The following is an 18,269-nucleotide window of genomic DNA, read 5'->3' as shown; positions in this document are numbered from 1 at the left end:
GACATCCAGGCCGGGGTGGACCGCCTTACCGGTTTCCACGACGTGCTCCGGGAGAGCGGACTGGCCCCCTCGGCAGTGGCAAACGGCAACTCCACGCAAGCTTCTGGTGTCGCCGCAATGCAGCAACTGCTGGATCAGGCCCCCAAGGTGGATGCCGTATTCGCCGCGTCCGACAGTATGGCCGCCGGAGCGCTACACGCGCTGCGGCAGGCAGGGCGTCAGGTGTCCGAGGACGTCGCCGTGGTTGGCTTCGATGACTCGCCCGTCGCCGCCGAAACCGACCCGCCTCTGACGTCCGTACGGCGGCCTCGGGAGGAGATGGGCCGGAAGATGGACCGCCTGCTGATCGCCCGACTCAACGAAGAGCCCGAGGCGGAAATCAAGCTGGTCCTGCGCCCCGACTGGTCGTCCGGAAGTCCTCCTAAAGAGAGAGTTCGTGCCAAGCCTTTGGTGGTAGCCGGGTGGCGATGGTCCGGGTGAACGTCAGTCTCTGTCGTTCTCGCGTGATGCCGCCTCTTGCCCGTCGTGTCCAGTGCGGCGAATGCGCACCGTGCCGGCTCAGGTCCACCCGGAGGGGCGGATCTTCTGCCGGCATGACGTTCTTCGTGCGCACGCGTTTTTGTTCCATAGCGTGCTTGACGGTATGGGCCCCGGGATCACCTTGCGACAGGTGCGCCGCCAGGCCTGCTTGTCGAGACAGCGAGACGACTTGGTGAGCTTCATTCCTGATTCGACTGGGTTTGTGACGTTATGAATGTCTCGATCATCTGGGCGGCTGTAAGGGTAGAGTGAATTCAGTGTCTTTCCCAATGTGAAAGCCCCTGCACCCGACGATCCCCACGTCTGCCCTTCGCGATCCTGAAAGGTAGCGGCAACTCCCTGGCGTCGGAGATCCTTACTTGACTTTTCGCTCCAAGCGCCGTTCCCCTTCCCTTCGTTCTTGACTGCGTCGGAGAATCTGATACTCACGCGGCTGCAGGCTGGAATCAAAGTGGGGGTTGTGATCAGAGTGGCCTCATGCTTGTATTTTAGGTTAAATGCATTGAAGAGTATCCGCGCTTCATTTAGCGGAAAATTGTTCGGATTGTCTATCGTTACGACACCATGCATCTGCTCAGTGAACTCAACCCGCTGGGCAAAATCAGTCTGAGACTTCGCGTCCTTCTTGTCTCTTTCTGCCTGTTGATCCTGGTAGGTCGCCACCGCTACATAGGTGGTCGCGACTGCGGTGCATACCGTCATTGGGGCGGCCACGCCAAGAAAAAGGGTGCCCCGTGCGGTCGGTGAGGCAGGGTGATCTGATTTTCTCGCGACGTTTGCGCTTGTCGCAGCCTCAGGCTGCGATATTCCCCCAGAGTTAGTCCTGCCGGCGATCCAGCTGGCCGGGTTCAACGCTTCCTGCCCAGGCCTCTGTTGGGCCGAGGCGGGCGGCCTGCAGTGCCTGTGCAGGGGAGCGCGGGGGTGCGTCACTCACCGCTATCTGTCCGCCGACCTTTCCGTACCGTACGGAATCCGATCGTGCGTACCGGGGGTTGAGACTGGTGAGCTCGCATGTTCAGGTGTCGCGTATTCGCTGACGGCGGCCTGGCTGCACTGACGGTGAGTGATTGATGTAGACGGCCCACCTTCGGCTCGGCGGGTGTAGGAAGATCCCGATATGGACACCTGCGACAGTCATCAGACCGTGCAGTCGCCGCGGTTACAGCCCAGGGATCGAGTGCGGATCGTCTCTCCAGCCAGTCCACCCAGCAGCGACGGAGTCGCCCGTGGCGTCGAGCACTCGACACCCTGCCCGAGCACGCCGAAGACACCGTGTGGGACGTCATGGACGCCGCCGCCGGCGACCCGTGGGGCTTTCGGCAGTGGAACGCCGACGACTCCGCGGGCGAGGACGTGCGCTACGCGTCCGTCGGCCAACTGTCCCTCACCTACTGGGTGAACCGGCCCCTGCGCCGCTTGACGGTCCGGAACATCGTCCGGCTCGGATAGTCACCCGTGGCAACGCCCTGACCCGGCATCGCAACTGCCGGGGTCAGGGAGTTCGGCATCGTAGCCAGGACTGTATATGGTGACCGTCACCGCGGGTCCGGGCGGTCAGCCAATCCGCCGACCCCGAGTAAGGGGAGCGCGGACGCCGTTGCCCAGAGGGCCGTCATTGCCTTCGCGGGGCCCCGCTGTGCGGTCAGAACGTCAATGCCAGTCGGTGCAGGACCAGCTGCCCCCTCGACCGTCGTACTGTTCCACGCAGGCGCGGTAGGCGTTGCTCGACCCGACCATCTGCGTGTACGCCTCATAGGAGGGCGACGCGTTCGCGGGGTACGAGTGCCCGCCCCGGATCTCGATCTTGAACCGCCAGGATTCGTTCGCCTTCTGGATCCGTGCCCAGGCGGCGCTGCACCGGGCTGAGTTGCGCAGTTCCACGCGTGGCCCGCCGCCGGCGGGGCTCACCTTGGCGATGACCTTTGCGCCGGAACCGCATCCTTCACGTTGGGGGTTCTTCCCTGTGCATGAAGAACCCCTGCACGCGGTCGGTGCAGCGGCCTCGGCTGACAGCGCGGGTGTCAGCAGCAACGCCGAGGTCACTACGGCGGTTCCGATGGACGAGAGGACCGAACGGCGAACGATCATGGGGCTCTCCTTCAGCGCAACCAGGAGAGGTGCACGTGGAGCATGATCCCCAGCGCACCGGTGCTCACTCTGGATGCTGATCGGGTCAGCGCACCCGGAATCTTCTTCCGCCGACACATCACTCCACCGAGTGGCTTTGTTCACGAGATTGGTCAGCACTTGCTCACCGGTTCGGGAGGCACCTGACCCCAAGGAGCTATGCGAAGTGTTCACGAGTTCTGACCGCGCGCTGCCTGGTCCGGGTGGAGGACATGCGCACGCGTGAGTGCCGTGGAGAGTGGAACCTGCGATTGAAGTGGCTTCCAGCAGAGCCCAGGACCAGAAGCGGAGACGAGGATGGCCGCCACGATGGGCGAGACCCGGAACGGCATTGCACGGCCGGCGAGTATCCAGTTGCCGGGCATCGTGCTCGGGGTGGGAATGGGCGGCTTCGTCGACGGCATCCTGCTCCACCAGCTCCTGCAGTGGCACCACATGCTCTCCAGCACCAACGAGGACCACATCGGGGTGAAGTACTACAACCCCCACACGGTCTCGGGCTTGGAGATGAACACCCTGTGGGACGGCATCTTCCACACCGTGTGCTGGATCGCGGTCCTCCTCGGCCTCGCCATCCTGTACTCGCGGGTCACCCACAACCGGCGGCGGGTTTGGACCTCCCGGGTGCTATGGGGATGGATGCTCGTCGGCTGGGGCCTGTTCAACCTCATCGAAGGCGTACTGGACCACCACATCCTCGGCATCCACCACGTCTACGCCGGAGACGGCCAGGTCTGGTGGGACATCGGCTTCCTCGTCCTGGGCGCCCTGCTGGTCGCCGGCGGCTACCTCCTCCAGCGCAGCGGCCGGCCCTTCGACCCGGATGCCCCCGCCGAGGGGCACGAGAGCCGGCCCGCGTGATGGACCACGACATGCCCGCACACGGGCACACTGCGGGCAGCAGCCTCCTCGGGTGGCTGCTGCCCGCCCTCGTCCTGCTGACCGCCGCCGGCACTTACCTGCTGCTCGCCCGCCGGGCCCGCCGCCGCAACCCGGCCCAGGGCTGGAGCCAGTGGCGGACCACCGGCTTCCTGACCGGTACCGCCCTGCTCGGAGTGGCCCTCCTGCCGCCCGTGGCTTCGTTCGCGCATGAGGACTTCCGCGGCCACATGGCCCAGCACATGCTCATCGGCATGTACGCGCCCCTCGCGCTCGTCCTCGCAGCCCCCGTCACCCTCCTGCTGCGCACCCTGCCGGCAGCCCGGGGGCGGCAGCTGACCGCCGTACTGCACAGCCCGCCCGCCCGGGTGATCGCCCACCCGGCGCTCGCGCTGGCCCTGTCCACGGGCAGCCTCGCGGTGCTCTACTTCACCCCCCTCTACAACGCGACCGCAGACAGCCCGGCCGCGCACTGGATGCTGCAGGCGCACTTCCTGCTGTCCGGCTGCCTCTTCGCCTACGTCATCGCCGGTCCCGACCCGGCTCCCGCCCGTCCCGGCGTGCGCGCCCGGCTGGTCTACCTCGGTATCGCCATCGCGGCGCACGCGGTGATCTCCCAGCTGGTGTACGGCGGCTTCTGGGTCGACATCCACGCCCCCATCCACCAGGTCCAGGGCGGCGCGGAGATCATGTACTACGGCGGCGACATCGCCGAACTGCTGCTGGCCGCTGCCCTGGTCGCAACCTGGCGCCCCGAACACCGGCGCGCGGCGCACCGTGAAGCTGTCGCACCTCGTGAGGTCACGGCACACGGCTGACACCAAGCGGCAGACAGCAGCTTCGCTGAGGCAGACAGCCCCGGCCCTCCGTTTCGCGCGATCACGCGTCTACGAGTCGCACCGAAGGTGCTGTCGCTTCTCGTGAACGTCGAACACCGCAGCGATGAGGTGCCTCTCGACGTCGTGCGCAACTGCTGCCGAAACGGGTGAACAAAACCAACCGAATGAGCGCGCGCCGGGGAGTTCACCCTGCTCAAGGCCGAACGGCTCCACGGCGCCGACCGGCGTGCGGACCGGTGGGTGCCGGCCTTCCAGAAGGAGTGGACGACGACGCTGGAGGAATCCCGCAAGACCTTCTCCCTCGCGGGGCTGTACGAGGTGGTCCAGGTGTGGCAGGCCCGCGTCGCGCAGTGCGTTGCGGAGCCGTGAGGGGGCGCGCCCATCCTGCTGGAAAGTGGGTGCAGGTCAGCGACCGCCGCGAGTACTCACGCGAGGTCATGGAGGGCTTCGTTGCCGAGTACTGCGCCCACAAGGCCGGCGACCGGTTCTACAACCGCGGCATCCCCGACGGCTGCGGCTGGGACGCCTTCTTCGGCCTGGGCCCTACCCGGAGCTGGAGGAGGCCGTGCGTACCTACCGCTACGACACCGTGTTCGTCCTGGACGCCCTGGACGACTTCACCACCGTCGATGACGTGGTCTGGGCCCGCGAACGCGAGATCGCCCGGGTCCACCAGCTGATCATCCAGGGCTACTACGACGTCGGATACCGGCCGATCTTCGTGCCCGTCGACTCCGCCCCGGCGCGCGTCGACTTCATCCTCGCTCGGCTCTCCGCCCCACCTGCCACCTCACACACCTGACCTCACCCAGGGGGAAGACGATGACAACGCGGTTACCCGTCTCACCCAACAACGTCACCGCCAACTGCATGGCCCGCGCGGTCGACCTGATCCGCCCGCGGATTCAGGCCACCGAACCGCAGAACGTCGTCTTCAGCGTCGGCACTCAGATCGTTTCAGTCGCTGGCCGGGGGAAGCTCTGGCCAACTGCCCCGAACTGGACACTCGCCGGACACGTGCGCTCCATCGCCCACATGCTCACCCAACTGCAAGGCCACCAGCTACCGGCGTGGATCGAAGCCGCCACCGCTGCCGACCTGCCCAGCCTCCAGCGATTCGCCCAGCACCTCGAACGGGGTTCTGTGAGCTCCGAGCCGCGCGCACTACCCTGAGTCCATGCGGCAGGGGGCGGCGGCAGGGGCGCGGGACTGGCGGGTCGGTGACCTGGTCCTCGGGGTGTATGAGGTGACCGGTGCCCTCGGCGAGGGCGGCATGGGGCTCGTTCACCGGATGCGGCACCTGGGGTGGGGCACCGATCTCGCCGTCAAGAGCCCGCGTCCGGAGCTCTTCCGGGACGAGGCGGACAGGGAACGGTTCGTCCGTGAGGCGGAGACGTGGGTGGGGCTGGAACTCCACCCGCACCTGTGCGGATGTCACTAAGTGCGCACGATCGGCGGGGTGCCGCGGGTCTTCGCCGAGTACGTGAACGGCGGCAGCCTGCGTGAGTCCATCGACGAGGGCCGGCTCTACCGGGGAGCACGCGTCGAAGTGCTGGGCCGGATTCTGGACACCGCGATCCAGATGGCGCGCGGACTGGCCCACGCCCACCTCAGCGGGGTGGTGCACCAGGACGTCAAGCCGGGCAACGTGCTGCTCGACCGGCAGGGCACCGCGAAGATCACCGACTTCGGGCTCGCGCGGGCCCGGCACTTCGGTACCCGGCCGCCGTCCTCCGGCCGAGCGGCCGACCAGGCCACGGTTCTGGTCACACACGGCGGTTTGCGCCCGCGTACGCCTCACCCGAGCAGGTGCGGGGCGCGCCCCTGAGCCGTCGCACCGATGTGTGGAGCTTCGCGGCCAGCGTGCTGGAGATGTTCACCGGGGCGGTGACGTGGGGAGTGGGGTCCGCCGCGGGGGCGGCGCTCGCCGCGTACCGGCTGAGCCCGCCGCCCGACGCTCCGGTGGCCTCGATGCCGACCGCGCTCTATGAGCCGTCATACCGGCCGGTAGGTCAGGTCCGCGCGCGGGTCGCAAGGTACAAGGAGGCTGCGGGATGGCTCGTGCCGACGACAAGGATCGTGGCGGTGCGGAGCCCGGTCACGGGATCCACGAGGGCGGGTCCGACGCGCGGCTTACCGAGCTGCTGCGCGCTGATACGGTCACGGCGTATCCGGCGCTCCAGGAACTGCGTGCCCGTCATAATCCGCACGTCCTCGCCTACGCCAGGCTGTGCACTCCCAACGAGTCCATGGCACGGCAGCTGGCGGCCCAGGCGTTCATGCTGGCGGCCCGTCAGACTGCCCGCGGAATGGATTCGGGACTGCCCTGGCGCCACCAACTCCTCCTGCTGGTCGCCCGGTCGGCCGGGTCCTGGGCAGGTGACGGGCGGGCGGCCGGCCTGAACGCGGGGCTGTTGCTCGTCCTGAGCACGGCCGGCCCCTCCGGCCCCCTGCCTTCCATGCTCACGGCGTTTCAGTCCTTGCCTTCCCGTACTCAGGGCCTGATCTGGTACGGGATCGTGGAGCGGGAGCCTACGCAAAGCACGGCCGCCCTCCTCGGCCTGACCAGGGAGGACGTCACCTACGGCACAGACGCGGCGCTGCAGCAGCTGGCCCGTGCCTGCCTGCGCACCCGCCTCACCGCCTCCGAGGACCCGGACTGCGCCGACTTCGGCCGCCTCATCGAAGAGTCCATACGGCCAGACAGCCCCCGCGACAGCGCCGATCTGCACGCCCACATGACGCGTTGCCCGCACTGCGCGACGGCGTACGAGGAGCTGGCGGCCCTGAGAGACGCACCGCGCACGGTGCTGGCGGAGGGGCTGCTGCCGTGGGGCGGCACGGCGTACGCGGCGGGTGACCCGGGTGAGCGGGTGGTCGGTGGCACCGCCGTGTGGCGGAGCGGGCGCGGCCCTGCCGGGTCCGGGCGGGATCTGGAGGAGGGGGAAGGGGCACCGGGTCGCCGGCGCACCGTGCTGGTGTCGGCGGTGCTGGGGGTCGCCTTGCTGCCGGTGGCGGTGTTCCTGATGGCGCAGGGCGGATCGCCGTCGCATGACCCGGCTCGGTGAACGCTCGGGTGAGTGCGCCGCTGGCGGCGGTGTCGGTGACGGCCACTGCGTCGGCGACGCCGTCATCGGCCTCGCCCTCGCCGTCACCCTCGCCGTCGCGGACCTCGAAGTCGCCCTCCCCGACGAGGAGTCCGTCACCGACGAAGACGGCGAGCCCCAAGCCGCCGCCTTCCTCCACGCGCCCGCTCTCCGGCTCGTTCGCGCAGGTTGTGAACGTCGCGTCGGGCCTGTGCCTGGACGTGAGCGGCGCCTTCTCCAATGGGACCGATGTGATCACCGCCCCCTGCTCGTCATCACGCACCCAGCGCTGGCGCGTCGACGACGACCGCGGGCTGCTCCAGTCGGCCGCCGACCCCGCCTTCTGCCTGGACAGCCGGGGAGCGACGCACCGGGGCGTCGGGATCTGGGGTTGCGACTCGGTGGAGGGCCGCAACGGCCGGAACCTGATGTTCGTGGTGGACGAGGACGGGCTGATCCGCCCCGCCATCGCCTTCGGTACGGCCGTCACGCCGGACGGCGGCGCTGGGGACGGGCTGTCGCTGGAGTCGGCGGGTGAAGGCACCGAGCAGCGGTGGCGGGCGGGGGCCGCCTGATCAGACCTCGCGCACGTCGCGCTGCTGGACCTGCCTGGCCGGCATGTCGTGTGAGGCGGCCGATGTCGTCTCGGCGCAGAGCCGCCGCGACGCTGGCGGTTGCGGTCGGTGGACGGTGCGACGGTGACGCCCCCGGTGCCTGCACACCGGTACGCCATCCCGCGTGCCGGGCGATCGAAGGCGTTGTGGTTGAACCCGCGCAGCCTCTCGCCCGAGCCCCGACGTCCAGCTTGCTCCTGCCCGCCCCCGTCACCCGGATCGCCATTCCCGACGCCGTCACCGGCTACCTGATGCAGTCGGCCGGCCATAGCGAGACACCCGACCGCATGAGGAGCCCCGCCTGGGTCTTGCGTGCGGGCACGGCCGCAACCGCCGACCCATCGACTGGCTCTGTCGGCTCAGGCCGCGAAGACGCCCGGTACTGGTTCCTCGACCGCGGGGCACCCGACTTCGTCGCCGACTGGGACGGCGCCCTCGGCGCCACCGTCGCTCTGCTGTGCTCCGAGGCGGGGCGCTACCCGTACGACAAGGCGCTGCGTGAACTGATCGGTGAGCTGTCCACGGTGAGCGCCGAGTCCGCACCCGTTGGGCCGCCCACGACGTGCGCTGCCACCACGGTGGGGTCAGACAGTTCCGGCACCCTGATGCCGGACCTCTTGAACTCGTCTACCAGCCGTTGGACCTGCCCATCCCGCTTCGTGACGTGCATTCGTCGACCATCTACAGGGCCGCGCCGGGCACTCCCGACGAGGACCGGCTCAAGCTCCTCGCCGGCTGGGCAGCTCCCCGGCTCAAGGAAGCGGAACCCGCCGACGACAGGGACTTGCCCTGATGGCCCAGGCGCGTCGGCACGAGTTCCGTCAGGCGGGCCGGCGGATGGCCTGTACGGCGGTGTCGTAGAGGCCGAACAGGTCGGCCCGCCCGCCGAGGCGCGCCCATTCCTGGTTCGCCGCCTGCAGGCAGGTGATCGCCGCGGCCGCGATCGCGCGTGCCTGGAGGGCGCGGTGGTCGGAGTCGGGCAAGCGCGGCTCGATCAGTGGTGCGAGCAGGTCTTGCCAGCGAGCCTGCTTCTCGGCGTGGCCGGCGCGCAGCGACTCGTTGCCGAACAGGAGGGTGACGATCTCGAGCCGGTGCTCGGGGGTGGTCTCGATCTCCTCGATCGCTTGGAACGCCGCGCGCAGCGAGGCCCAGCAGTCCTCGTCGGCCGGGCGCTGCGCGAACCGCTCGGCGATCAGCTCGCCCTGTTCGGACAGGCCACCGAGCGCGAGGTCCTCCTTGCTGGAGAAGTAGTTGAACAGGGTCCGCCGGGAGACCCCTGCCGCGGCGGCGACCTCTCCCAGCGTCGTGTTGTCGTACCCCTGAGCAGCGAACAGCTCGATCGCGGTCCGGGCGAGCAGGGAGCGGATCACGGAGCGGGTCTGCTCACGGATGGACGTCTGTTTCTGAGCCATGCGTTGATGGTACAAGCATTCACCTGACGCTACCTTTTGCACTGAGTGTAAAACTGTGCCTAAAGTGTATGCATGAGAAGGATCAACTATCGCCAGCACACCGTCGTCGTCACCGGCGCCAGTTCCGGCCTCGGGGCGGAGTTCGCACAGCAGCTGGCCCGCCGCGGCGCGAACCTCGTGCTCGTCGCCCGCCGGGCGGACCGACTGCAGAGCCTGGCCGACGAGCTCACCCGCACCCATGGCGTCACGGTGACCGTCGTCGCCCGTGACCTCGGCCTGCCCGACGCAGGCCGCAGCCTGCGCGCCGAGCTCGAATCCCGGGGCATCCACGCCACCGGACTGGTCAACAATGCGGGCTTCGGCACCCACGACGCCTTCCGCGACGAGGACCCCGAACGCCTGCAAAGCATGATCGCGCTGAACGTCGCCGCCCTCGTCGACCTCAGCCACGCCTATATCGACCCGCTGACCTCTGCAGACAACGGCTTCCTGATCAACGTCGCGAGCCTGTTGGGCTTCCAGCCGACCCCGTACCTGAGCGTCTACGGCGCCACCAAGGCGTTCGTGCTCAGCTTCACCGAATCGCTGTGGGAGGAGACCCGCGGCACGGGTCTGCGGGTCCTGACCGTGTGCCCCGGTGCGGTTCAGACCGAGTTCTACGACGCTGCCGGCAGCCAGTCGGCCGACTACGGATCGAAACGGGCCAGCGTCGACCACGTCGTACGGACGGCCCTCGACACCCTCGACCGGCGCTCCGCACCGCCGTCGGTCATCACCAACGGCCGCCGCCTCGCCCTCGCCGGGAGGTTCCTGCCGCGGCGCCTGGTCGTCCGGGGGATGGGCTGGATGGCACGACGCGCCATGCACGCGTAGCTCCGCTCATCCCCGCACCGCATTTGAGAGAAGTGAACGGCATGACCGATCGCCTCCCCCCAGCGGACCTGCACAATCTCGTCGACGCCCTGCGCGCCGAGCGCACCGAGATGCTCGACTTCACCGTCGGCCTCAGCGACGACGAATGGGCGGCACCCAGCGCCGCGGCGGGATGGCGCATCGCCGACGTCGTCGCCCACATCGGCGCGACAGCACGGAACTTCTACACACCCCCCTCTCGGGAGGCACTGCGGGCCACCAGCCTCGAACGACTCAACGAAGGCCCTGTCGACCGGCGACACGGCTGGAGCCGGGCACAGGTCATGGCCGAGTACACTCGCGCCACCCGCCGAGCGACCACGCTCCTCGACCTCGTCCGACGCACCCCCGCCGCTCGGCTGCGCATCCCACTCGTCGAACTCGGGCGCTACCCCCTGGGGTTGCTGATCGGCGGCGCCCTCGTCTTCGACCACCACACCCACCTGCGCCATGACATGGCCCCAGCACTCGGCCGAGCCGCGCCCGCCACCGACGCCGACCGGATGCGAGCCGTACTGTGCTGGATGCTCGCGGTGCTGAGCAATCAGATCGCACAGGCGCCGGTCACCGGGCTGGACGCCCGTGTCGCCCTGACCCTCACCGGCCCCGGTGGTGGAACCTGGTACATCGACGCGGCAGGCGTTCTGGCCCCGCCCAACGGCCCGGTCGCCGCGCACGTCACCGCCCCCGCGCTGACCTTCCCCGACTGGGGCACCCAGCGCTCATCATGGTGCGACCACGACGTGACCATCACCGGGGACACCGACGTCGCCGCCCGACTCCTCGACGCCGTCAACGTCATCTGACCGCCTCGTCCGGAAATCGCCGGCCCGACGTCACGGTGCGGGAGCCAGGGTCGGGCGCGGAGTCGCCGTCCACCAGTGTCCAGCACGCCACCACGTCCTCCGCCGGCCACTCTCCCGCACGCCGGTGCTCATCATGGGGGCGGCACCGATCGATGCCAGCGAGGCGATCTGTAGGTGGTAACCCTCGGTCTGCAGCAGGTCGGGGAGGAACGCCCGGGCCGTTTTGGCACTGCCGGTGAGGTTGACGTCGATGACGCGTTGCCATGTGGCGGGGTCGCATTCGGTGAAGGGGCCGCCTTCGGCGATGCCCGCGTTGGCCACCACGACGGACGGCGGGCCCAGACGCCTGCGGAGAACGTCGGCGGCATCGCAGAGGGCGGCGCCGTCGACTCGCAAGGCCAGCGGCGCGCCCGGCAGCGCGGCGGCTGTTGTCTCGAGTGCGGTTTCGTCGTGGTCCAGCAGGGCCAGCCGCGCACCTCTGCGGGTGAGCGCGTGCGCCAGTGCTGCTTCTACGCCGCGTGCTGCGCCTGTCACCACGACGGTGCGGTCCTTGACGGGGCTGTCATTCACGGCGGGTCCCTCCTGGTGTGCCGTGCTCATTCCAAGGGTGCTCCGGCCGGGCGGGCGGTGTGGTCGGGGCGGTTGGCGGTGCGGCGTGCCTCTTTCATCTCCGCCTCGTAGAGGTGGTCGCGCCCTTGAGCCAATTGGTCCACGGCTTCACGGTTCAGGTGCGTGAACGGTCGGTGGTAGGTGGCGTCGTACGCCTCGACGATCTGGAAGGTCCAGTGCCCCGGGATGACGTTCCGGCCCAGGATCTCCGACTCCACCCTGTCGGCCCACTCGGGGTGCCCGGACTTGCGCAGCAACTGGACGGCTTGGTCGAGTTGGAGGTCTGCGCTGCCGGTCATCTGGTGGAAGCTGTAGAGGTGGCCTCTGGCGCGTTCGGTGATCTCCAGCGCCTTGGACAGCGCACCGAGCGCTTCCACCGTCTCGTCACTGACGCCTGCAGGGCGCTGGTGGGCCCGGTCCGGTCCGTCCCGATGACTGTCCATGATCTTTTCCGTTCAGAGGCCGTCAGCGGGCGACGGTGGTTTTCGCCCGGTGCGATCCCGGTGGGTGAAGACGCGCTGGGCGCGGTGGAGGCCGGCCAGCCGGTACCGGTGCAGAGCCGCCTGGGCGGCGTTGGCTCCTGGGGCTCCATGGACCCCGCCACCCGGATGTGCGGAGGCGGAGGCGAGATAGAGATGGCCCACCGGTGTCTCGGGACGGCCGGTGCCGGGGACCGGGCGGAACACGAGTTGCTGGTGCATGGCCGCGGTGCCGCCGTTGATGGCGCCTCCGTGCAGATTGCTGTCGAGCGACTGGAGCGTGGGCGGGGCCAGAACGCGCCGCGCACGGATACGGGAGCGGAAACCGGGAGCGAACCGCTCGACCTGGCGCTCGATCCGGTCGGCCATCACTTCCTGCTCCCTGCTGCTCCAGGCGCCGGTCAGGCCCTCATCACCGGCATCGGACTTGATGACGTGCGGCACGTGCGTATAAGCCCATGCGGCTTCGGTGCCCCGGGGTGAGCGGGAGGGGTCGGCCGTCGTCATCTGTCCGAAGAGGGCGAACGGGCGGTCCGGCACCTGGCCCATGGCGATCTGGGCCGCGAAGCGGGTGAGCTCGTCCATCCCGTCGGCCAGATGAACGGTTCCGGCCTGCGCCGCCGCTTCGGCCTGCCAGGGCACGGGACCGTCGCACGCCCAGTCGACCTTGAACGTGGCGAAGTCCCACTGGAAACGCTTCAGGTCGGTCGCCAGCTGGGACGGGAGGTGATCCGCCTCGACGAGCTCGCCGTACAGGGCCGACGCGGACACATCGGCCAGGACGGCGCGACGTGCGGCCACCGTCTCGCCGTCGGCGGTGGTGACCCCCACGGCTCGCCTCTCGCGCACGATGACCCGGCGGACGCGCTGTCCGCAGCGCAGGGTGCCGCCATGCGCCCGCAGTCGGCGTACGAGAGCGTCGGTGAGGGCTCCGGAGCCGCCGACCGGCACGGGGAAGCCGTAGGTCTGGCCGAGCATGGACATCAGCCAGCCGAAGCCTCCGCTGCCCGCGGCTTCCGGTGCGAGGTCGGCGTGCAGTGCGTTCCCGGCGAGCAGGAGTTTGCCGCCCTCGCCGCAAAACTCCTCTTCACCCATCCGGCGCACCGGCAGGACCAGGGTGCGGGCCATCCGCAAGCCTCCGGCTGCCTTGAGCCGCAGGGCGAGGCGGGCGGAGGCGCGCACCGGCGGGAAGGGCGTGAACAGGGCGCCCAGAAGGTCGGGACCAAGACGCTCCCACGTTCCGTGCAGACGCCTCCAGGCGTCCCCGTCACCCGGGTGGAACACGTCGAGGGAGTCGGCGGTGGCATCGACTCCGCGGGCCAGCACGGCACACTTCCCGTCGCTGAGGGGGTGGGCCAGCACACGGGGTGCATGGCTCCAGCGCAGCCCGTGATCCTCTAGGCGCAGGCGGTCCAGCACGGGTGAGGCGGCGGCCAGAGGATAGAAGGAGCTGAAGAGATCGCTGACGAATTCGGGGTCGACACCTCTGTTGTGGCGCACCGCGCCACCGGCGTCGGGCTGCTCCTCGAGCACCTCCACGCTCCACCCGGCATCGGCCAGCAGGTTGGCTGCCACCAGCCCGTTGGGTCCGGCCCCGATCACCACGGCGTCAGGCATGGCCGCCACCGCCACCGTGGGCTGCCGCGCTGCGCCGCTGCTGGAGGCTCTGGGGCCGGCCGGCCCCGGCTTCCTGCCTCTGGCAGACCCGGGCGAGCCGCGCCAGCATCGTGCGGTGCCGCAGCTGGATCAGCGCCTCCACTCCCACGTTGTGGAGCCGCCCGCTGGCTCCCTGCAGGGGATGCTCGTCCACGATCACCAGGCAGTGTTCGCCCCAGGGGAGGAGCTGGATGGCGATCCGTGCCGTCCCCAGGACTCCTGCCCGGGCTTCCAGGCCCAGCTTGGAGCCCTCCTCGCAGTGCCGGACCACCGTCTCGTCGGTCAGCCGCCAGGGCCCGAGGCGAACCTCGTAGCCGATCGCCGAGCCCGTCTGCGGCCACTGCCCCCGCACCGGCTCGGAGGCCGAGGTTCCCACCACCCACTCCGCATACCGGCCGCCGTCGGCGAGGACCTCCCAGACGGTCTGCGGGCTCACCTTGATCAGTCGATGCCGCACCGCCACACCACACCTCCAGGCCCCCCTGTCGGTTCACAGCCAAGTGCCCAGCCCACACCAGACCAACCAGACACCACATGCCTCGGCCTCCCCGGCCGTCCAAGAGGCTGCTGGTTGAGCGAAGCCAGCCGTGCGAGGTGTCGGGGCGCGGCTGAGTCCAGTGGCTGGATGCGCAGATTCCACTGCTTCACAGAGCCCGGCCGTTGAAGGCCGGCGGCTGTTCGAATGGATGCGCCAGGCTCCGCTCGACAACCCAGCGGCGGGACAGGGCAACGAATCCGGCAGCCTCCCAGTGATCTTCGGCAGGAAGCTGTGCCAAGCGGCTCAGGAAGCTGTTCCAAGCGGCTGGGGACAGCGAAGCTCCGGCGCGTGCGCACACCGTGTCGACGGCTCGGACGCCGTCGCCCGGAGTGGGCAGGGCGGGGCGTCGAGGTCCCGTCCCACCGCCCACGGCCTCTTCCCGCCGGGCCCGATCCGCCCCATCGTTTCCGGACACCAGAGGAGACGACCCTGAGCTACAGGCAGACAATCCCCGAGCAGATGGGCACGGTCGGCAACTGACCTCCATCGCCGAGAACCTTGACAAGTGGAGCGAGCTCACCGTCAACCCGTTCGGCTGGCGCAACCGCGAGTTCTTCCACTGGGGCCTGCAAGGAATCGGCGGGGGCCGTCTGCAGGAGCTGCGCGAGTCCATCGACGCCGGTCGGCCGGTCTCCTTGGGCCTGTACAAGCAGGACGCCGACATCTTGGGCCCGCACCACCAGGTGGTCGCCATCGGCTACGAACTCGGCCGCTACACCGGCGACCTCGGCAATCACTGCTCGACGACGACTGGGAGGTAGAGGTGGACGAACAACGGCCACGCGTGGCGCCAGACGGTGGCGCCGGCGCGCACCATACCGACGACGTGGTGCTGCGCGTGCGCCGACTGCGCTGAGACTCCTCGGCTCGAGGTGCTCTCTCGCAGTGAGGATCGAGCGTTCTCAGCGAAGGCTGGTGACCGGATTGTCCTGTCCCAGGCCCCGACGGATCGCGATCTCCACGGGTGAGTACTCGCCGTCGGCCCCGCTCCAGTTCGTACGGCGCGGCCGGCATCAGCGAAGGCTGGGCCATGAAGCGCGGCCGCACCCCATGGTGCGGTTGCGCCGCGTGCACCAGGAACGGATGGCACAGGAAGACGTCGCCCGGGGATCCGGTGGCGAGAGTGAGTGGCCGGTGGTCGGACCCCGTCACCAGATCGGGCGCAAGGGCCAGCCCGCTCGCTCCGTCCTCCCCGTACTTCTCCAACACCTTCGGCGCGTCGAGGTGTGAGCCGACCCGGATCCGGGTCGGGGCGTCCTCCTCACCGTCCTAGCTGAACAGGAACAGCATCAGCAGCGTCCGGCCCCGGGAGCTCAGATTTGTGAAGTACCAGCTCTCGCCCTCCGGCAGATAGCTCCCCTCGATGTGCCAGCCCGCGTCGTCCGGCTCCTCCTCGTGCGGGAAGCGCAGCGGGAACGTGCCCAGCGAGTAGCGCGGCTCCCAGCGTCCCGCGCCGACGAGCAGGTCATACGCGCGGTGCAGGGACGGGGAGAGTTGGGTGCGGCGGCAAATGGCCCCTGCGCCATGCCGGCCACCCAGTGCACGGGCTGCGCCCACGTCGCTTGATCGTCCGGGTCGCAGCCCGTCTCCCGCCACAGCAGCCGCGCGCAGTCCGCGGCCACGCGCGGCGCGACGGCGCCCTCCAACTTCACGAATCCGTCGTGGAGGAAGCGCGATACCAAGGTCGTGTCATCCATGCCCCCATCGTGCGGCGCCACCGGCCCCGATCACCCGGCATTCCCCGCACCGCCTTTGTCGGGTGTTCACCGAGTCCCTGCGAGAGGTCAACACAGGCTGGGGGCTGGTGTGACGTCACGATCACGGAATCGAACGCATGAAGAATCCGGAGTCGTCGCGACTCGCGCTGCTCCGCTCCCTGGAGCGCGTGCAGACGAGCGACTTGGCCCGCACCCGTAGGTGGATCGCCCACGAAGAACGCCGTGGCCAGCGACAGAGAGCTTCTGGGCTCGCCCCACCCGTTCAATCACATCATTCTTGCCCCAGCCCGCGGCAACGGTTGTGTGGGTGGTGGCCCATGGGCACGTGGCGCGGGCTACGACGGCGTCGTCAATGACTCATTCCTCGTGCGCACCGCAGGGTTCAACCCGCGCGGGGCGCTGTACGACGGCCACCTCGCTGCGGAGAACATCACTGGGCTCGAGTGGTGGCACCCACAGGAAGTCGCCTGCTATGACGGTCCGGACCTGTTCCCCCCCCGCGACCTTGCGACTCCTTTGAGGGCGTTGATCACCTCCGGTGTTCCAGCCAGACCTGTGCTGCTCGACCTCTCAGCAGGCGCTGTTCCGTAGCCGCTCTACGGCGATTTCGCCACGTGGCCTGGAGGCGCCGACGACGCTCGCGGCCGTGCCTGGTCTTGACCGCAAGTCCGCGTTCGCCTGGTCGAGATTCAGTGCATGCCGAAGACCTCGTCACCCGGCTTGAACGGGGTGACTTTGGTGGCGACGGCAAACCTCTCCGCGATCTGCGTGTCGGTCTGCCTTCAGTTTCGGTCGGTCTCACAGGGCGCCCTTCAGCGCCCGTGCTTGTCGGTGCCAGAACTCCCGCGAGATTTCAGCCCGGGGAAACACGAGGTCGAAGCCGTGGAAAGCGCCGGGGATGACGTCGAGGTGGCAGGGGACGCCGCTGTCACTGAGCCGGCGCGCGTACTCGACGTCTTCGTCGTGGAAGAGGTCGAGGGTGCCGACGCCGATCCAGGCCGGAGGGAGACCGGTGAGATCCTCGCGGCGGGCGGCGGCCGCGTACGGGGAGACTTTGGGGCCGGCGACGGCGTCGCCGAGGTAAGACGACCAGCCGTACCGGTTGCTCTTGGGCGTCCAGACGCGCACCTTGAGGGTGTCCAGGTCGCTTCTTGTCGTCGTGCGGTCGTCCAGCATGGGATAGAGGAGCAACTGGAACACCGGGCGGATCTCGGCCCGGTCATGGGCGAGCAGGGCAAGGGCGGCGGCGATTCCGCCGCCCGCGCTGGCACCGCCGATCGCGATGCGGTCGACGTCGATGTGCAGGTCGCCCGCGCGCTCGGCCAGTCCGCGCAGCGCGGCGTAGGCGTCCTCGACTGCGGCGGGCGCGGGGTGGTGCGGCCCCAGTCGATAACGGACCGCGGCGACGGTGATGCCGAGCTCGCGGGCGAAGGCGATGTTCGTACGGTCGTCCTGCTCGGGTGCGCCGAAGATCAGCCCGCCTCCGTGTATCCAGAGCAGCGCCGGAGCCGCTGACTTCAGGCCGGTCGGCTGGAAGACGCGAAGCGAGACGGGCGGCGCGCCCTTGGGCCCGGGCACGACGATCTCCTGGACCGTGACGTCCGGCCCTGGATCGGTGGAGCGCCACTTCACGCTCCGCACGATGCGCGACGACAGACGTCCGTAGGACACATTGGGGATGAAGCGACCTCGTTTGAGATCGGGGTGGAAGGTACTCATCGGGTCCTCGTTCTTTCCCCTCATCGAGGGTGTGCGGATCGTCTGGCCACCCGGCGGGTGGTCGGCGTCGAGAGTGGGGACGGTTGTGAAGCCGGTGTTACACCGACGATGGGAAGGCCGGCGCGCAGCTGCGTGAGACTTTCGCGGACGGGATCGGCAGTGAGACTCGGTATCACCCCTTGCCCACTTCTCGATGGGCGTCCGTAGCCGGCGGAGACCAAGTCGGCCATCACACGCGGAGCCGTGTCACGTTCGGCGTCGGTGCGCCTGGCGACGGGTTCGGTGAGCTGCCGCGTCACGTGCCGAACTCTGGCGTCGCCTTCCGACCGCGATGT

The 18,269-nt window shown here is 69.1% G+C and carries 19 protein-coding genes and 5 pseudogenes; 16 read left to right on the top strand and 8 right to left on the bottom strand.

All coding sequences use genetic code 11. The features are described 5' to 3' along the window. The first annotated feature begins 15 nt into the window (after positions 1-15). A complete protein-coding gene (locus OG542_RS00905; RefSeq protein ID WP_328407293.1) occupies positions 16-480 on the top strand; it encodes a substrate-binding domain-containing protein in 465 nt (154 codons plus the stop codon). A gap of 1,344 nt (positions 481-1,824) precedes the next feature. Further along, on the top strand, positions 1,825-1,989 hold the full coding sequence (locus OG542_RS00900; protein ID WP_328407291.1) for a hypothetical protein: 165 nt from the start codon (positions 1,825-1,827) through the stop codon (positions 1,987-1,989). A gap of 201 nt (positions 1,990-2,190) precedes the next feature. Here OG542_RS00900 and OG542_RS00895 read toward each other — a convergent pair whose 3' ends face one another. Next, positions 2,191-2,628 (bottom strand): DUF2690 domain-containing protein, encoded by a 438-nt coding sequence (locus tag OG542_RS00895; RefSeq protein WP_328407288.1) that lies wholly within the window; start codon positions 2,626-2,628, stop codon positions 2,191-2,193. A 336-nt stretch (positions 2,629-2,964) separates the two neighbouring features. Between OG542_RS00895 and OG542_RS00890 the strand changes: the two genes are divergently transcribed. The 9 genes and pseudogenes from OG542_RS00890 (at position 2,965) to OG542_RS40615 (ending at position 8,878) form a co-directional block, all read left to right on the top strand. Continuing rightward, entirely contained in the window at positions 2,965-3,528 is a 564-nt protein-coding gene (locus tag OG542_RS00890) for a DUF2243 domain-containing protein (protein ID WP_328407286.1), read from the top strand. Positions 3,529-3,539: 11 nt separating this feature from the next. After that, positions 3,540-4,364, top strand: a complete 825-nt coding sequence (locus OG542_RS00885) for a cytochrome c oxidase assembly protein (RefSeq protein WP_328407284.1) — start codon at positions 3,540-3,542, stop codon at positions 4,362-4,364. Between the two features lie 210 nt (positions 4,365-4,574). Next, positions 4,575-4,754 (top strand): DUF6247 family protein, encoded by a 180-nt coding sequence (locus OG542_RS00880; RefSeq protein ID WP_408057843.1) that lies wholly within the window; start codon positions 4,575-4,577, stop codon positions 4,752-4,754. Between the two features lie 196 nt (positions 4,755-4,950). Then, positions 4,951-5,187, top strand: a complete 237-nt coding sequence (locus OG542_RS00875) for a hypothetical protein (protein ID WP_328407280.1) — start codon at positions 4,951-4,953, stop codon at positions 5,185-5,187. A 68-nt stretch (positions 5,188-5,255) separates the two neighbouring features. Continuing rightward, positions 5,256-5,558, top strand: a complete 303-nt coding sequence (locus OG542_RS00870) for a hypothetical protein (RefSeq protein ID WP_328407278.1) — start codon at positions 5,256-5,258, stop codon at positions 5,556-5,558. 4 nt (positions 5,559-5,562) lie between these two features. Continuing rightward, a complete protein-coding gene (locus tag OG542_RS00865; protein ID WP_328407277.1) occupies positions 5,563-5,826 on the top strand; it encodes a hypothetical protein in 264 nt (87 codons plus the stop codon). After that, positions 5,827-6,213 (top strand): protein kinase domain-containing protein, encoded by a 387-nt coding sequence (locus OG542_RS00860; RefSeq protein ID WP_328407275.1) that lies wholly within the window; start codon positions 5,827-5,829, stop codon positions 6,211-6,213. A 226-nt stretch (positions 6,214-6,439) separates the two neighbouring features. After that, a pseudogene (locus OG542_RS40620) lies at positions 6,440-8,046 on the top strand (ricin-type beta-trefoil lectin domain protein). A 62-nt stretch (positions 8,047-8,108) separates the two neighbouring features. Then, a pseudogene (locus tag OG542_RS40615) lies at positions 8,109-8,878 on the top strand (MmyB family transcriptional regulator). Between the two features lie 28 nt (positions 8,879-8,906). On the opposite strand, the gene OG542_RS00835 reads toward OG542_RS40615, so the two are convergent. Next, on the bottom strand, positions 8,907-9,497 hold the full coding sequence (locus OG542_RS00835) for a TetR/AcrR family transcriptional regulator (RefSeq protein ID WP_328407267.1): 591 nt from the start codon (positions 9,495-9,497) through the stop codon (positions 8,907-8,909). Between the two features lie 72 nt (positions 9,498-9,569). Between OG542_RS00835 and OG542_RS00830 the strand changes: the two genes are divergently transcribed. Continuing rightward, a complete protein-coding gene (locus tag OG542_RS00830; protein WP_328407265.1) occupies positions 9,570-10,370 on the top strand; it encodes an SDR family NAD(P)-dependent oxidoreductase in 801 nt (266 codons plus the stop codon). Between the two features lie 41 nt (positions 10,371-10,411). Further along, positions 10,412-11,215 (top strand): maleylpyruvate isomerase N-terminal domain-containing protein, encoded by an 804-nt coding sequence (locus OG542_RS00825; RefSeq protein WP_328407263.1) that lies wholly within the window; start codon positions 10,412-10,414, stop codon positions 11,213-11,215. 126 nt (positions 11,216-11,341) lie between these two features. Here the strand turns inward: OG542_RS00825 and OG542_RS00820 are convergent. The 4 genes and pseudogenes from OG542_RS00820 to OG542_RS00805 all read right to left on the bottom strand — a co-directional run. Continuing rightward, positions 11,342-11,785: pseudogene (locus tag OG542_RS00820) on the bottom strand (SDR family NAD(P)-dependent oxidoreductase); the annotation flags it as partial. Positions 11,786-11,811: 26 nt separating this feature from the next. Then, positions 11,812-12,267, bottom strand: a complete 456-nt coding sequence (locus OG542_RS00815) for a hypothetical protein (protein WP_328407261.1) — start codon at positions 12,265-12,267, stop codon at positions 11,812-11,814. A gap of 12 nt (positions 12,268-12,279) precedes the next feature. Then, a complete protein-coding gene (locus OG542_RS00810) occupies positions 12,280-13,920 on the bottom strand; it encodes a phytoene desaturase family protein (protein WP_328407259.1) in 1,641 nt (546 codons plus the stop codon). Continuing rightward, positions 13,913-14,422, bottom strand: coding sequence for an SRPBCC family protein (locus OG542_RS00805; protein WP_328407257.1), 510 nt, complete (start codon positions 14,420-14,422; stop codon positions 13,913-13,915). The genes OG542_RS00810 and OG542_RS00805 overlap by 8 nt, the downstream gene beginning before the upstream one ends. Before the next feature lie 710 nt (positions 14,423-15,132). Here OG542_RS00805 and OG542_RS00800 point away from each other — a divergent pair. Together OG542_RS00800 and OG542_RS00795 are read left to right on the top strand one after the other, a co-directional pair. Beyond that, positions 15,133-15,258, top strand: a complete 126-nt coding sequence (locus OG542_RS00800; protein WP_328418332.1) for a hypothetical protein — start codon at positions 15,133-15,135, stop codon at positions 15,256-15,258. Further along, positions 15,231-15,353 (top strand): annotated as a pseudogene (locus tag OG542_RS00795) (class I SAM-dependent methyltransferase); the annotation flags it as partial. The gene OG542_RS00800 and the pseudogene OG542_RS00795, both read left to right, overlap by 28 nt. 46 nt (positions 15,354-15,399) lie before the next feature. Here OG542_RS00795 and OG542_RS00790 read toward each other — a convergent pair. Then, a pseudogene (locus OG542_RS00790) lies at positions 15,400-16,194 on the bottom strand (phytanoyl-CoA dioxygenase family protein). A gap of 243 nt (positions 16,195-16,437) precedes the next feature. Here OG542_RS00790 and OG542_RS00785 point away from each other — a divergent pair. Beyond that, positions 16,438-16,806, top strand: coding sequence for a hypothetical protein (locus tag OG542_RS00785; protein WP_328407255.1), 369 nt, complete (start codon positions 16,438-16,440; stop codon positions 16,804-16,806). A gap of 207 nt (positions 16,807-17,013) precedes the next feature. Here OG542_RS00785 and OG542_RS00780 read toward each other — a convergent pair whose 3' ends face one another. Then, entirely contained in the window at positions 17,014-17,934 is a 921-nt protein-coding gene (locus OG542_RS00780; RefSeq protein WP_328407253.1) for an alpha/beta hydrolase, read from the bottom strand. Between the last annotated feature and the right edge of the window lie 335 nt (positions 17,935-18,269).

It is taken from the genome of Streptomyces violaceus, assembly GCF_036014075.1.
GTDB classification, from domain to species: domain Bacteria; phylum Actinomycetota; class Actinomycetes; order Streptomycetales; family Streptomycetaceae; genus Streptomyces; species Streptomyces violaceus.
The sequence above is the reverse complement of the archived record's forward strand: the minus strand, read 5'-3'. Positions and strand labels throughout refer to the sequence as shown.

Excerpts from the sequence above, each read along its gene's own strand:
- OG542_RS00870 (WP_328407278.1), top strand. The coding sequence starts at position 5,256 with ATGGCCCGCGCGGTCGACCTGATCCGCCCGCGGATTCAGGCCACCGAA.
- OG542_RS00825 (WP_328407263.1), top strand. The coding sequence starts at position 10,412 with ATGACCGATCGCCTCCCCCCAGCGGACCTGCACAATCTCGTCGACGCC.
- OG542_RS00830 (WP_328407265.1), top strand. The coding sequence starts at position 9,570 with ATGAGAAGGATCAACTATCGCCAGCACACCGTCGTCGTCACCGGCGCC.
- OG542_RS00815 (WP_328407261.1), bottom strand. The coding sequence starts at position 12,267 with ATGGACAGTCATCGGGACGGACCGGACCGGGCCCACCAGCGCCCTGCA.
- OG542_RS00885 (WP_328407284.1), top strand. The coding sequence starts at position 3,540 with ATGCCCGCACACGGGCACACTGCGGGCAGCAGCCTCCTCGGGTGGCTG.
- OG542_RS00900 (WP_328407291.1), top strand. The coding sequence starts at position 1,825 with ATGGACGCCGCCGCCGGCGACCCGTGGGGCTTTCGGCAGTGGAACGCC.
- OG542_RS00890 (WP_328407286.1), top strand. The coding sequence starts at position 2,965 with ATGGCCGCCACGATGGGCGAGACCCGGAACGGCATTGCACGGCCGGCG.
- OG542_RS00895 (WP_328407288.1), bottom strand. The coding sequence starts at position 2,628 with ATGATCGTTCGCCGTTCGGTCCTCTCGTCCATCGGAACCGCCGTAGTG.
- OG542_RS00810 (WP_328407259.1), bottom strand. The coding sequence starts at position 13,920 with ATGCCTGACGCCGTGGTGATCGGGGCCGGACCCAACGGGCTGGTGGCA.
- OG542_RS00835 (WP_328407267.1), bottom strand. The coding sequence starts at position 9,497 with ATGGCTCAGAAACAGACGTCCATCCGTGAGCAGACCCGCTCCGTGATC.
- OG542_RS00865 (WP_328407277.1), top strand. The coding sequence starts at position 5,563 with ATGCGGCAGGGGGCGGCGGCAGGGGCGCGGGACTGGCGGGTCGGTGAC.
- OG542_RS00780 (WP_328407253.1), bottom strand. The coding sequence starts at position 17,934 with ATGAGTACCTTCCACCCCGATCTCAAACGAGGTCGCTTCATCCCCAAT.